The 14,143-nt window shown below is 71.8% G+C and carries 11 protein-coding genes; 6 read left to right on the forward strand and 5 right to left on the reverse strand.

Features of this window, described 5'->3' with window-relative positions; all coding sequences use genetic code 11:
* Positions 1-179 precede the first annotated feature (179 nt).
* Entirely contained in the window at positions 180-1,847 is a 1,668-nt protein-coding gene (locus BA062_RS23805; RefSeq protein WP_110340324.1) for a DUF885 domain-containing protein, read from the reverse strand.
* A gap of 18 nt (positions 1,848-1,865) precedes the next feature.
* A complete protein-coding gene (locus tag BA062_RS23810; RefSeq protein ID WP_110340326.1) occupies positions 1,866-2,750 on the reverse strand; it encodes a methylenetetrahydrofolate reductase in 885 nt (294 codons plus the stop codon).
* A gap of 45 nt (positions 2,751-2,795) precedes the next feature.
* Between BA062_RS23810 and BA062_RS23815 the strand changes: the two genes are divergently transcribed.
* From BA062_RS23815 to BA062_RS23830, 4 genes are read left to right on the forward strand one after another with little or no spacing between them, the layout of a single operon-like run.
* The gene (locus tag BA062_RS23815) at positions 2,796-3,887 is read left to right on the forward strand and encodes a polyprenyl synthetase family protein (RefSeq protein ID WP_110340328.1); all 1,092 of its coding nucleotides are present in this window, start codon (positions 2,796-2,798) and stop codon (positions 3,885-3,887) included.
* Positions 3,887-5,377 (forward strand): phytoene desaturase family protein, encoded by a 1,491-nt coding sequence (gene crtI, locus BA062_RS23820; RefSeq protein ID WP_110340330.1) that lies wholly within the window; start codon positions 3,887-3,889, stop codon positions 5,375-5,377. Before BA062_RS23815 ends, crtI begins: the two co-directional genes overlap by 1 nt.
* Complete coding sequence (locus BA062_RS23825; protein WP_110340332.1) at positions 5,374-6,252, forward strand: phytoene/squalene synthase family protein; 879 nt, start codon at positions 5,374-5,376, stop codon at positions 6,250-6,252. Before crtI ends, BA062_RS23825 begins: the two co-directional genes overlap by 4 nt.
* Positions 6,249-7,034: an LLM class F420-dependent oxidoreductase gene (locus BA062_RS23830; RefSeq protein ID WP_110340334.1), complete on the forward strand. Its 786-nt coding sequence runs from the start codon at positions 6,249-6,251 to the stop codon at positions 7,032-7,034. The genes BA062_RS23825 and BA062_RS23830 overlap by 4 nt, the downstream gene beginning before the upstream one ends.
* Positions 7,035-7,523: 489 nt before the next feature.
* On the opposite strand, the gene BA062_RS23835 is transcribed toward BA062_RS23830, so the two are convergent.
* Positions 7,524-7,892, reverse strand: coding sequence for an Rv2175c family DNA-binding protein (locus BA062_RS23835; protein WP_110340336.1), 369 nt, complete (start codon positions 7,890-7,892; stop codon positions 7,524-7,526).
* Positions 7,893-8,009: 117 nt separating this feature from the next.
* On the opposite strand from BA062_RS23835, the gene BA062_RS23840 reads away from it, so the two are divergent.
* Together BA062_RS23840 and BA062_RS23845 are read left to right on the forward strand one after the other, a co-directional pair.
* Positions 8,010-9,977, forward strand: a complete 1,968-nt coding sequence (locus BA062_RS23840) for a Stk1 family PASTA domain-containing Ser/Thr kinase (protein ID WP_110340338.1) — start codon at positions 8,010-8,012, stop codon at positions 9,975-9,977.
* A gap of 329 nt (positions 9,978-10,306) precedes the next feature.
* Positions 10,307-11,626 carry a wax ester/triacylglycerol synthase family O-acyltransferase gene (locus tag BA062_RS23845; protein ID WP_110340340.1) on the forward strand — a complete coding sequence of 440 codons (1,320 nt, stop codon included), beginning with the start codon at positions 10,307-10,309 and terminating at the stop codon, positions 11,624-11,626.
* 5 nt (positions 11,627-11,631) lie between these two features.
* Here the strand turns inward: BA062_RS23845 and BA062_RS23850 are convergent, their stop codons facing one another.
* Entirely contained in the window at positions 11,632-13,035 is a 1,404-nt protein-coding gene (locus BA062_RS23850) for a class II 3-deoxy-7-phosphoheptulonate synthase (protein ID WP_110340342.1), read from the reverse strand.
* Positions 13,007-14,143: a flavin-containing monooxygenase gene (locus BA062_RS23855; RefSeq protein ID WP_110340344.1), complete on the reverse strand. Its 1,137-nt coding sequence runs from the start codon at positions 14,141-14,143 to the stop codon at positions 13,007-13,009. Before BA062_RS23855 ends, BA062_RS23850 begins: the two co-directional genes overlap by 29 nt.

The following is a 14,143-nucleotide window of genomic DNA, read 5'->3' on the forward strand; positions in this document are numbered from 1 at the left end:
CCGTGCGGCGACGAGACGGCCGCACGGCGTGGCTTCGTGCCTACGCCCCGCTCAGGAGCGCGGGGGCGGGGTGCTGCGGAAGACCCGGTGAATCATGGAGCCGATCATACAGGCGCCCACCGCACCCAAGGCCACCTTTGTTGCGTTCAACGCAACCAAGGTGGCCTTGGGGGACGGTGTCAGAGGAGGGCGAGCTGTTCGCGGAGCGTGTCGAGGCCCATGCCGCCCATGCGCAGTGCCCGCATGTGGAAGTCACGCATGTCGAACGCGGAGCCCTGGCGCGCCCTGACCTCCTCGCGCGCCTCCAGCCACAGCTTCTCGCCGAGCTTGTACGACGGCGCCTGGCCCGGCCAGCCGAGGTAGCGGTCGATCTCGTCCCGCACGTGGTCGGCGTCGGTGATGGTCCTGGTGAGCATGAACTCCAGCCCCAGTTCCGGCGTCCAGCGCTCGCCCTCGTGGAACCCGGTGCCCGCCGGGATCTCCAGTTCCAGGTGCATGCCGATGTCCACCACCACGCGCGCGGCGCGGAAGAGGTGCGCATCGAGCATGCCGAGCAGGTTGCCGTCGTCCTCCAGGTAGCCGAGGTCGCGCATCAGCCGTTCCGCGTACAGCGCCCAGCCCTCGGCGTGGCCCGAGGTGAACGCCAGCATCCGCTGGAACCGGTTCAGCGACGCGGCCTGGTGCACGGCGGTCGCGATCTGCAGGTGGTGGCCGGGAACGCCCTCGTGGTAGACGGTGGTGACCTCGCGCCACGTGGAGAAGTCCTCGCGGTCCTGCGGCACCGACCACCACATGGTGCCCGGCCGCGAGAAGTCCTCGTTGGGCCCGCTGTAGTACGCGCCGACCCCGCCGCCGGGCGGCGCGATGCGGCAGTCGAGCGCCATGAGCGCGTCGGGGATGTCGAAATGCTTGCCCCGCAATGAGTTCAGCGCGTCGTCGGAAAGCTTCTGCATCCACTCCTGGAAGCCGCGCTGCCCCCGCACGCGGTAACGCTCGTCCTCGTCGAGCGCCCGTGCGGCCCCGGCCAGTGACGCGCCCGGCGCGATCCGCGCGGCGACCTCCGTGGCCTCCCGCTCGACGCGGGCGAACTCCTCCCAGCCCCAGTCGTAGGCGGCCCGCGGGTCCAGGTTCGCGCCCACGAAGTACCGCGACCACAGGCGGTAGACGTCCTCGCCGACCGCGTCCTTCGTGGGTGCCTCCGGCGCCAGCTCGGCGCGCAGGAACCCGGCCAGCTCGGCGTAGGCCTCCTGCGCGGCGTGCGCGGCCCGGCCCAGTTCGGCGCGCAACGAGTCCGGCACGTCCCTGGCGCTGTCGGCGAAGGGCACGAAGAAGCCCGCGCCGCCGCTCAGCCCCGCCCACACCTCGGCCTGCTCGGCGACCTTGCTGATCTGCCGCAGCGCGGGCGCGTTGCCCGCGTCGGCCGCGGTGAGCAGCGACGTGCGCACGCCGTCGAGCGCGGCGGGGACCCGGGCCATCCTCGCGGCGATGTTCTCCCAGTGCTCGGTGGTCTCGGCCGGCATGAGGTCGAAGACCTGGCGCACGTTCTGGACGGGGCTCTCGATCACGTTCAGCGACGCCACGTCCAGGCCCGCGTCGTGGATCTCCGCCTCGAGGCCGATCCGTTCGAGGAACACGGCTTTCGCCACGCGCTCGCCGTCGTCCTCCGGCGTCGCCGCCTCGATCTCCCGCAGCGCCCGCTTCGCGAGCGAGGCGCGGGCGGCATGCCCCTCCGGGGAGTAGTCGGTGAGCTGGTCGTCGTAGCTCGCCACGCCGGACATCGTCGCCGCGACGGGGTCGGCCGCGGCGATGTCGTCGACGAACTTGTCGCAGATCTCGTGCACACGCATGGGCGGCACGCTACCGCGTCACGCGCGCGCCGGGACCAGCCCGAGCCTGCCCACCAGCTCGCGTGTCGCCTTGGAGCGGTTGAACGTGTAGAAGTGCAGCGCGGGAACGCCCTCGGCGAGCAGCCGCTCGCACAGCTCGGTGACGGCGTCGAGACCCTCGGCGCGGAACGCCTTCGCGTCGCCGGACAGCGGTTCGAGCCGGTCGAGCAGCGCGCGCGGGGCGTCGACACCGGACAGCTCGATGGTCTTGTGCAACGTCCTCGGCGTGGTCAGCGGCATGATGCCAGGGATGAGCAGCTTGTCGCAGCCCGCGGCGGCCACGCGGTCGCGCAGGCGGAGGAAGTCGTCGGCCTCGAAGAACAGCTGCGCGATGCCGAAGTCCGCGCCCGCGTTGAACTTCCGCACCAGGTAGCGCGTGTCGGTGTCGAGGTCGGGCGAACGGGGATGGCCGTAGGGAAAGGCCGACACCCCGACGCAGAAGTCGCCGAGCGAGCGCACGAGGTCGACGAGCTCCTCGGCGAAGCCGAGCCCCTCCGGGTGCGGGATCCACTCGCCGTAGGGATCACCGGGCGGGTCGCCGCGCAGAGCGAGAATGTTGCGCACCCCGACGGCGGCGTACCAGCCGATGACGTTGCGCAGCTCGGCGACGGAGTGGTTGACGGCCGTGAGGTGCGCCATCGGCACGAGCGTGGTCTCGGTCGCGACCCTGGCGATGCTGCGGATGGTGCCGTCGCGGCTCGATCCGCCGGCACCGTAGGTGATCGACATGTAGGCGGGGTCGAGCTGTTCCAGCTCGCGGATCGCGCGCCACAACACCGCCTCGTCGGCCTCGTCGCGGGGCGGGAAGAACTCCACTGAGAAAACGGGAGTGTCGCCCCGCAGCCGCTCGATCACCGACGTCATGCCGCACATGCTACTGGCGGAGTATCGACCTGCGACGATAGAGGCATGAGTGAGCCCGACTTCGACGCAGACCTGCCCGCGCACGTCAACGCCGCGCTGGCCGACTTCCTCCGGGACGCGAGCGAGGCCATCGGGCACACCGAGCCCACGTTCCGTCCCGCCACGGAGGCGCTGAGTGACTTCGTGCTCGGCGGGGGCAAGCGGTTGCGCCCCACGTTCGCGTGGTGGAGCTGGCGCGGCGCGGGCGGGGACCCCGCGGGCGACCACGCCGAGGGCGTGCTGCGGGTGGTGGCGAGCCTCGAGCTGATCCAGGCGTGTGCGCTGATCCACGACGACGTGCTGGACTCCTCCGACTCCCGCCGCGGCTCGCCCACCGTGCACGTCGCCTTCGCGGGCACGCACGCCGAGTCGGGCTGGCTCGGCTCGCCGGACAGCTTCGGGCTCGCCGCCGCCGTGCTCATCGGCGACCTCGCGCTCGCGTGGGCCGACGACATGTTCGCCGAGGCGCCGCTGCCCGCGCCGGTGCTGCGCGCCGCGCGGCCCGCGTGGCGCGCCATGCGCACCGAGGTGCTCGCGGGCCAGTACCTCGACGTCCACACGCAGGCCACCGGTGACGCGTCGGTGGAGGCGGCGCTGCGGATCGACCGGCTCAAGACCGCCGCCTACACCGTGCAGCGGCCGCTGCACCTCGGTGCCGCGCTCGCCGGTGCCGGGCCAGGGCTGATCGACCCGCTGATGGCGTTCGGCCGCGACCTCGGCGTCGCGTTCCAGCTGCGCGACGACATGCTCGGCGTCTTCGGGGACCCGTCCGTCACCGGCAAGCCCGCCGGTGACGACCTGCGCGAGGGCAAGCGCACCCTGCTGCTCGCACTGGGCCTGCGGTTTGCGGCGGAGCAGGAGCGGGAACAGGAGCACAAGGCGATCACCGCGGCGGTGGGCAACCCCGGCCTCACGCGTGCGGACGTGGACACCGTGCGGCAGGCACTGACCGACGTCGGTGCGGTCGCCGAGGTCGAGCGCCGCATCGACGAGCTGACCGACGCCGCGCTGACCACGTTGCGCGGCATCGAACTGGCCGAGCCGGCGGCGACGAGGCTGACCGAGCTGACGGCTGTGGCGACGCAAAGGAAGTACTAGTGCGGAGGGTTGCCGGGCGGACCGACCGGGTCGTCGTGGTGGGCGCCGGGCTCGCCGGTCTCTCCGCGACACTGCACCTGCTCGGCGAGGGCAGGCAGGTGACACTGCTGGAACGCGACCCGCGGCCCGGCGGGCGCGCGGGCGGGCACCGCGACCACGGCTACACGATCGACACCGGTGCGAGCGTGCTCACGATGCCGCAGCTGCTCGACGAGGCGTTCGCCGCCGTCGGCCGCGACACCGCCGACCTGCTCACGCTCGACCGGCTCGACCCGGCCTACCGTGCGCATTTCGCCGACGGCAGCACCATCCACCTGCACACCGACGCCGACGCGATGGAGGCCGAGATCCGCGCCGTGGCCGGTGCCGGGGAGGCTGAGGGGTACCGGAGGCTCCGGCGCTGGCTCACCGAGCTGTACGCGGTGCAGAAGGACCACTTCATCGGCGGCAACTTCGACTCGCCGCTGAACCTGGTGCGCCCGGAACTGGCGAAGCTGGCCGCGCTCGGCGGGTTCGGCAGGCTGGGACCGCGGATCGGCGGGTTCCTCCGGGACGAGCGCGTGCGCAGGCTGTTCTCGTTCCAGTCGCTGTACGCGGGGCTCGACCCGGGACACGCGCTGGGCGCCTACGGCGTCATCTCTTACATGGACACCGTGGGCGGTGTGTACTACCCGCGCGGTGGCATGGGCGCCATCGGCCGGGCGCTCGCCGCGGCCGCGGAGCAGGCCGGTGCGACGGTGCGGTTCGGTACGCAGGCGGCGTGGCTGGAGCGCGTCGGCTCCCGCGTGCGCGCGGTGCGGACCGGCCACGGCGAGCGCGTCGAGTGCGACGCGGTGGTGCTCGCCACGGAGCTGACCACGGCGTACGGCCTGCTCGGCATCCGCCCCCGCCGGGCGCTGCCGCTGCGGTTCTCACCGTCGGCGGTGGTGCTGCACGGGCGCAGCGGGCGCGCCTGGCCGTCCCGGCTGGCCCACCACACGATCTTCTTCGGCGAGCAGTGGGAGCGGACGTTCGCCGAGATCATCCGTGAGGGCAGGCTGATGAGCGACCCCTCGCTGCTCGTCACCCGCCCCACCGCGACCGATCCCGGGCTCGCGGCCGGCGGTGAGCAGGTGATCTCGGTGCTGGCACCGGCACCGAACCTGCACACGGGAACGCTCGACTGGGCGCGGCTCGGCCCCGCCTACCGCGACGAGCTGCTGCGCACGCTGGAGGCGCGGGGACTCGACGGCATCGCCGGCGAGCTGGAGGTCGCCGAGCTGGTCACGCCCGCCGGCTGGGCCGAGCGGGGGCTCGCCGCCGGTACGCCGTTCTCGCTGGCGCACACGTTCGCGCAGACCGGCCCGTTCCGGCCCGCGAACCTGGTGCGGGGCGCGGACAACGTCGTGCTCGCGGGGTGCGGAACGACGCCGGGCGTCGGCATTCCCCCGGTGCTGATCTCGGGCAGGCTCGCCGCCGCACGGATCGCGCCGCCGAGGGGCGCGCCATGACCACGCAGCTGCGCGGCGCGTACGCCGAGTGCCGCCGGATCAACGCCCGCCACGGGCGTACCTACTACCTGGCGACCCGCCTGCTGCCGCCGGACGCGCGGCCGGGCACGCACGCGTTGTACGGCTTCGCCCGCTGCGCCGACGAGATGGTGGACAACCCGCCGCGCGGCAGCGACCCGGAGTCCGGGCTCGAGGATCTCGGCGCCCGGCTGGACCGGGCGTTCGCCGGGGAGCGGCCCAGCGGCCCGGTGCTGCTGGCTCTCACCGACACGGTGCGCCGCTACGACATCGACCGGTCCCTGTTCGGCGCGTTCCTGCGCTCGATGCGGATGGACCTGCATGTGCGCGAGTACGCGACGTACGAGGCGCTGCACGAGTACATGTACGGCTCGGCCTGCGTGATCGGGCTGCAGATGCTGCCCGTGCTGGGCACCGTGGCGCCCCGCGAGGAGGCCGCGCCGTACGCCGCCGCGCTCGGGGAGGCGTTCCAGCTCACCAACTTCCTGCGCGATGTCGGCGAGGACCTCGCCCGTGGCCGGATCTACCTGCCACTGGCCGAGCTGAGCGCGTTCGATGTGGACCGTCACCTACTCGAATGGTCAGCGCGCACGGGCGGCACCGACCGCCGGATCCGCCGCGCGCTGGCCGCGCTCGTGGCCCGCAACCGTGCCGTCTACCGCCGCGCCCGGCCCGGGATCGCGTTGCTCCGCAAGGAGTCCCGGGCCTGCGTCGCCACCGCGTGCACGTTGTACGAGGGCATTCTGGACGAGATCGTCGCCGCGGGGTACGACGTGCTGCGCCGCCGCGTGGCGGTGCCGCGGTGGCGGCGCATCGCGGTCGCGGGCGGCGCGTTCCTGACTAGGGTGAGGGTATGACCACAGCCAACAGGCCCATCCGGATCGGACTGCAACTCCAGCCGCAGCACGCCGACTACGCCACCATCCGGCGCACGGCTTCCGAGGCCGAGGAGCTCGGCGTCGACATCGTCTTCAACTGGGACCACTTCTACCCGCTGTACGGGGCTCCCGACGGCAAGCACTTCGAGTGCTGGACGATGCTGGGCGCCTGGGCGGAGTCCACGTCCCGCGTCGAGATCGGCGCACTCGTGACGTGCAACAGCTACCGCAACCCCGAGCTGCTCGCCGACATGGCCCGCACGGTGGACCACATCAGCGACGGCAGGCTGATCCTCGGCATCGGCGCCGGCTGGTTCGAAAAGGACTACACCGAGTACGGCTACGAGTTCGGCACCGCGGGCAGCAGGCTCGCCGACCTCGCCGACGCGCTGCCGCGCATCGAGAGCAGGCTCGCCAAGCTCAACCCGGCGCCGACCCGCAAGATCCCGGTGCTGATCGGTGGCGGCGGCGAGAAGAAGACCCTGCGCATGGTGGCGAAGCACGCCGACATCTGGCACGGCTTCGGAGACGTCGAGGTCGCGGGGCGCAAGCTGAAGATCCTGGACCAGCACTGCGCCGACGTGGGCCGCGACCCGGCCGAGATCGAGCGGTCGGTCGGCGTACAGGGCGACCCGGAGGACTCCGGCGCCAAGCTGCACGAGCTGGGCATCACGATGTTCACCGTCGGCGTGGGCGGCCCCGACTACGACCTGAGCGCGCTGCGCAAGTGGATCGCCTGGCGCGACGCCCAGAACGGCTGAGCACCCCTCGTAGGCGGACGAAGCTCCTCACGGCCGACCGCAGTGAAGGCCACCCTCACTGCGTTGGTTGAACACAGCGGCGCGCAGCGTCTCCGTGTGGGCGGTGGTGGGAGACGGGTGGGCGCAGGCAAGGTGGCCTTCACTGCAGCCGCCCAGCGATCCGGCACCGCGAGGCGCCCGACGGCCCGCGGGCGCGGAGCTTCACCACCGGTGCCAGTCTCGAGATCACCGGCCTGGCGGCGGGTTCCGCGTGCGCGGAACCCGTGGCCGCGGCGTCACCGACGGCATGCCTGCTGGCCGCGGCGGGGTCCCAGGCCCTGGCCGCGGTGGTTCACCTGTCGGTACGGCTGAGGAGCGTGCTGAACAACCGCTGCCCTACTGCGCGACGCCCAGACGGCGCCTCGCTGCGTTGTCGGATCACCCAGGTACGGTCCAGTACGAGGGCGATCCTCCGCCTCGCGGGGTCACCGTCTGGATCGCCGCTCGCTCCTAGAACGCCATCGCCTGCGCGCGCCGTTTGACCTCGGTGCCGTGGCTGGTGCGCAGCGCGTTGATAGGGGTCACCCCGGGCAGGGACTCGTCCTCCGAGAACAGCCACCGCAGCATCTCCGTGCGGGTGAACCCGGCGTCCGAGAGCACCGTGATGGTCCCGGCGAGGCCCTTGATGACGCCGTCCTTGCCGAGGAAGTCGGCGGGGACGACCAGCTCGCCATCTCTGCGGACAGCGATCAGCTGCCCGTCCCGCAACATCTGCCGCACCTTGTTCAGCGACAGCCCGAGCACGCCTGCGACCTCCGCCACGGGGAGTACGGCCACTTCGGCATCGAGCACGTCGTCAGCGATAGGGATCGCACTCACGCCTACTACCTTGCCACATGCGGCAAGAGACACAGCGCCGGTGAGCAGGTCCAATCTAATGGCGTAACGGGGGCGCCGTAGCCGGAGCCAACGCCACCGACCGTAGGATCCAGCCCTGTGACACCCACGGAAACCGGCCTCACCGGCACGCTGCTCGATCGGCGGTACCGCGTCGACGGGCTGCTGGCCAGAGGCGGCATGTCCTCGGTGTACCGGGGTGTCGACACGCGGCTGGACCGGCCGGTCGCGATCAAGATCATGGACTCCCGGTTCGCCGACGACCGCACGTTCGTGGACCGGTTCGAGCGTGAGGCCCGCTCGGCCGCGCGGCTGCATCACCCGCACGTGGTCGCCGTGCACGACCAGGGCTTCGACACCTCCGCGGGACCGGAGGACCGGCGCGCGTTCCTCGTGATGGAGCTCGTCGACGGCGGCACGCTGCGTGACCTGCTCGACCAGCACGGCGCTCTCGACCTGCCGCTGGCCCTCACGATCGCCGAGCACGTGCTCTCGGCGCTCGCCGCCGCGCACGCGGCCGGGCTGGTGCACCGCGACGTGAAGCCGGAGAACGTGCTCATCGGCAAGGGCGGCAACGCGGGCGGGGTCGTGAAGGTCGGCGATTTCGGCCTGGTGCGCGCGGTCGCCAGCGCGGGCACCACGAGCACGAGCGTCATCCTCGGCACGGTCGCCTACCTTTCCCCCGAGCAGGTCACGGACGGGTCGGCGAGCGAGCGCGGCGACGTCTACTCGGCCGGGATCCTGCTGTACGAGATGCTCGCCGGCCGCGTGCCCTACACCGCGGACACGGCGCTGTCGGTGGCCTACCGGCACGTCAACGACGACGTGCCCGCTCCGAGCCAGGCGAGGGCCGACCTGCCGCCCGCGCTCGACGACCTCGTGCTGCGGGCCACGCGCCGCGACCCCGGGGCCCGGCCGCAGGACGCGGGCGTGTTCCTCGCCGAGTTGACCGAGGTCCGCAAGCAGCTGGGAATCCCCGTGGTGCCCGTTCCCGTGCCGGCGTCCCCGCGCGAGCAGGAGGAAGTGCCGGACACGGAGAAGACGCTGCCCGCGTTCCGGGCCGTGACCGTCCAGGCACCGGCGGGCGGCGGCCCGCGCGGCACACAGGCGCTGCCGCGCATGGCGCACCAGGCCGACACGCAGCAGCCGGTGCCGCCGCCGGGCGCGCCGGAGGAGGGCAGGCCGAGGCGCCGCGGTGTGTGGGTGACGCTGTGGGTGCTGGTGGGCCTGCTCGTCGCGGGCGGGATCGGCGCGGGCGTCTGGTGGTTCACCGGCGGCCGCTACGTGGACGTGCCGAAGGTCGCGGGCATGGACCAGGCCAGGGCCGAGCAGGTGCTGCGCCAGGCCGAGCTGACGCCGCGGTTCACCGAGGAGCGGCACAACACCGTGCCCAGCGGAACGGTGATCCGCAGCGACCCGGAGCAGGGCTCGCGCGCGCTGCTGGGCGACGAGGTGACCGTGGTGCTCTCACTCGGCAGGCCGGTGGTGCCGGACATCCCGCCCGGCTCGTCGGTGCGGCAGGCCGAGCAGGCGATCAAGGCGGTTCAGCTGGAGCCGAAACGCGACCAGGCGGCCGACCAGTACAGCGCCGAGGTGCCGGAGGGTGCCGTGGTGACGGTGTCGCCGCAGCCCGGCAGCCAGGCCAACATCGGTGACGCCGTGACGATCGTGGTCTCGAAGGGGCCGCCTCCGACCCCGGTGCCGTCGGTGGCGGGCATGAGCAGGGACCAGGCGTTCCAGACGCTCACCGCGGCCGGTTTCCAGCCCTACGACGCGGGCGAGGAGTTCTCCGGTGACGTGCCCGCGGGTCACGTGACCCGCACCGACCCGGCTGGCGGCGCGACGATCGAGGCCGGGAACCGTGTGGGCGTGTACGTCTCCAACGCGGTCGAGGTGCCGTCGGTGCTCGGCCGCTCCGGCGAGGAGGCCGTGCAGATCCTCTCCCAGGCCGGGCTCGCGGCGAGCGACGGCGGCCGGGGTGGGTTCAGTTTCGTGATCGGGCAGGATCCCGCTCCGGGAACCCTCGTGCCGAAGGGCACCACCATCAACCTCACGATCGTGCCGTGACACCCGATCTGAAATATGTGTGAAAGTTCGCGTTCGCGCGCGGAACTCCCACCCACCCGGATACTGGAACTTGTTGTCGTGCTTGAATGATCGTGGTACCCGAAGGTTTGTATTCGTTGCCGTAATGGCCTGAAAATTGCGGCGGCCTCTCGACATCTTGGTGAAATTCGCCGTACATTCTGTGGCCGTTGCAGGGGGGCGCGGGCGCCAGGCGACGTCACCGAAGGGTTAGCGGGTCGGTAACACTTCGACCACGCCGACGACATGTACGACTGGTGAACTACTCAACGGCAACCGACAAGCGAGCTACTCGCGGGGAGAGACCGCCGATGCCAGTGGACCGGCTCAGCGCACTCGATGTCGCCTTCCTCTGCCTGGAGGGTGAGAACACGCCCATGCACATGGGCGCGGTAGCGACTTTCCGACCACGACGTGAGCTCGAACCGCAGAAGATCGTCGCCCTGCTGGCCGAACGGGCGGCGGGGATTCCCAAGCTGCGCAGGCGGGTCCGGTCGGGACTGCCCCTGCTCGGCGGCGCGCAGTGGGAGGACGACCCGCGGTTCGACGCCGTGAACCACATCGGTGTGAGCAAGCTCTGCGACCTCTACGAGCCGGACCCGCTCGCCGAGTTCGCCTCGCACTGGATGGCCGAGCCACTCGACCTCGACGCTCCACTGTGGAATCTTCAACTGGTGACAGGGCTGCCGGACGGCGAGTTCGCGTTGCTCGTGAAGTTCCACCACGCGCTGACGGACGGCGCGGGCGCTGTCGAACTCGCCTTCCGCCTGCTCGACGAGGTGTCGGTGCCCGCGCAGCGCGACCACGGGCGGCGCGTTCCCGGGCCGAGGTCGCCGCTGCGGGAGCTGCGCGACGGCGCCACGGCGGCGATCAGCCAGGCGGCGGCCTCGGCGGGCATCGCGAGCGCGGTGCTGCGCGCGGCCCGCCCGTACCCGATCTCGCCCACGGTGACCATGAACTCGGCGACCCGCCGCCTCGGGCTGGTGCGCATCGACCTCGCCGACGTCAGGGCGATCCGCAAGGCACACGGCGGCACCACCAACGACGTCGTGCTGGCGGTGCTGGCCGGCGCGCTGCGGGACTGGATGATCAACCGCGGCCAGCGCGCCGACGCCCGCTCCCTGCGTGCACTGATCCCGGTGAGCCTGCGCGGGCGGGAGGCCGAGCGCGCGGGCGGCAACGTGCTCTCCGGTTACCTGTGCGACCTGCCGGTCGAGCTGGACGACCCCCTCGACCGGCTGCGGGCGGTCCGGACGGCGATGGAACGCAACAAGCAGGCAGGCCCCTCCCGGGGGGCGGGCGCGATCCCGATCCTCGCCAACCAGGTGCCCCCCGGCGTGCACCGCCTCGCGACGAAGGTGGCGAGCAGGGCCGCGCCCCTGCTGTTCGACACCGTCGTCACCAATGTGCCGCTGCCCGGCATCCCCCTGTCGCTGGGCGGAGCGCGGCTGCGGGAGGTCTACCCGTTCGTCCCGCTCGCCCCGCACCAGTCGGTGGGCATCGCGGTGAGCACCTACCGCAACTCGCTCCACATCGGACTACAGGCCAACGGGCAGGCGGTGCCCGACGTCGGCTCGCTCGCCGACGCCGTCACCAAGTCACTGGCCGGCCTGTACCAGCGCAGTCTGTAGCGCCGCTAGGCGCGGAGCATCTCCGCGACCAGGAAGGCCAGCTCCAGTGACTGCTGGGTGTTGAGCCTCGGGTCGCACGCGGTCTCGTACCGTCCGGAAAGGTCCAGGTCGGAGATCTCCTGGGCGCCGCCGAGGCACTCGGTGACGTCCTCGCCGGTCAGCTCGACGTGGATGCCGCCGGGGTAGGTGCCCAGCCGGTGGTGCACCTCGAAGAAGCCCTGGACCTCGTCGACGATGCGGTCGAAGTGCCTGGTCTTGTACCCGTTGGACGACTCGTGGGTGTTGCCGTGCATCGGGTCGCACTGCCAGATGACCTTGTGCCCCGAGCTCTCGACCTTCTCCACGATCGCCGGGAGCACCTCGCGGACCTTGCCGTTGCCCATGCGCGAGATGAGCGTGAGCCTGCCCGGCTCGTTGCGCGGGTCGAGCCGCTCCACGTACTCGACGGCCTGCTCGGGCGTGGTGGTCGGGCCGATCTTGAGCCCGATCGGGTTGGCCAGCAGCTCCGCGAAGGCGATGTGCGCGCCGTCGAGCTGGCGCGTGCGCTCCCCGATCCACAGGAAGTGGGAGGAGAGGTTGTACAGCTTCGCGTCGGGCGAGCCGGGGTTGTCGAGCCGCAGCATCGCCCGCTCGTAGTCGAGCAGGAGCGCCTCGTGGCTGGCGAAGATCTCGGTGGAATGCAGCGAACTGTCGCTCACCCCGCACGCCGACATGAACCGGAGACCGCGGTCGATCTCGGACGCCAGCGCCTCGTACCGCTCGCCCGCGGGCGAGGTGCGCACGAAGTCCTTGTTCCAGTCGTGCACCTGCGCGAGGTCGGCCATGCCCGCCCCCGTCAGCGCGCGCATGAGGTTCATCGCGGCACCCGAGTTGGCGTAGGCCCTGATCATGCGGCCGGGGTCGGGCACGCGCAGCTCCGGCTCCGCGACCAGGGAGTTGACGATGTCGCCCCGGTACACCGGCAGGCCCAGCGCGTCGGTGGAGTTGGACCTCGGCTTGGCGTACTGGCCCGCGATGCGCCCGACCTTCACCACCGGCAGGCTCGCGCCGTAGGTCAGCACCACGGCCATCTGCAGCAGCGTGCGCAGGTTGGCCCTGATGTGCGGCTCGGTGTTGGACTCGAACGTCTCCGCGCAGTCCCCGCCCTGGAGCAGGAACGCCTCGCCGCGCGCGACCATCGCGAGCCGGCCGCGCAGCCGGTCGATCTCGGCGGGCACGGTGATGGGCGGCACGCTCTCGAGCACGGCCCTGACCCTGCCGAGGATGTCACGGTCGGGCCAGTCGGGCTGCTGCGCCGCCGGGCGGGCCAGCGCGTCGTCGAGGCGGGCGCGCAGGTCCGCGGGCAGCGGCGGCAGCGAGGGCAGGGTGTCGATGGGGACGTCAACTGTCCAGTTCACGGCTTCCAGCATACGAAGCGGCCAGCGGCGCCCTCTTCCGGGACAGCATGTGCCTGACCACGTACTCACCGTCGCGGCCCGCGCCGCCGACCAGCATGGACGAGAACGCGTACTGGAACGCCAGACCCGTGAAGTACAGGCCCGGCGCCGCGGACACCACGCCCCGCTGTTCGAGCGGCCAGCCGTCCTCGCCGATCACGGGCAGGTCGATCCACGAGAAGTCCTGCCGGAAGCCCGTGCACCACACCACGTTGGTGACGTCGAGCACACGCCCGTCGGCGAGCATGGGCCTGCCGTCGCGCACGCCGATCGTGCGCTCCTCGGCGAGCTCGGCCCCGGCCGCGAGGAGGTCCGCTCGCTTCACCCGGATCAGCGGCCCGCCGTGGTGCCTGATCTCCTCGCGCAGCTTGCGCCCGATCGGCGTGCGCAGGGTGAGCACGTGCTGGGCGAGGAAGAACAGCACGGGCGCGATCGCGTACGCCGGCTTCTTGTTGATGTTGAACGGCAGCTCGCCGTTGATGTGGCCGCTGAGCACCGTGGGATGCCCCGCCTTCGCGACCTCGTACGCGATGTCGCCGCCCGAGTGGGACGCCCCGACCACGAGCACGCCGCCCGGCAGCAGCCCGGACGGGTTCTTGTATTCGCTGGAGTGCAGCTGCCGGATCTCCGGGTCCAGCCCGCCCGCGAAGTCCGGCACGTACGGCGTCCTGCCGAAGGTGCCCGAGGCCACGACCACGTTGTCGCACACGTACGACGCCCCGTCGGTGCGCACGACGTACTCGCCGTCCACACGCGACAGACCGGTCACGGTGACGCCGGTCCGCACGGGCAGGCCGAACGTCGTGGCGTAGGACTCCAGATAGTCGGCCATCTCGTCCTTGGTCGGAAAGGCCATTCTCGGCGCGGGGAACCGCATGCCGGGCAGGCCCTCCATGCGTGCGGGGCTGTAGAGCCGCAGCGTGTCCCAGTGGCAGCGCCAGTTGTCGCCGACGCGCGCGTTGGCGTCCAGGATCATGAAGTCGCGCTTGCGCTTCGCCAGGTGGTATCCCGTGGAGAGCCCGGCCTGGCCCGCGCCGATGATCACCGTCTCGGTGCGCTGGGTGCCGTTCGTCTCGGTCAT

Origin of the sequence: Prauserella flavalba, assembly GCF_003202235.1 — a bacterium.
Classification (GTDB): Bacteria; Actinomycetota; Actinomycetes; order Mycobacteriales; family Pseudonocardiaceae; genus Prauserella_A; species Prauserella_A flavalba.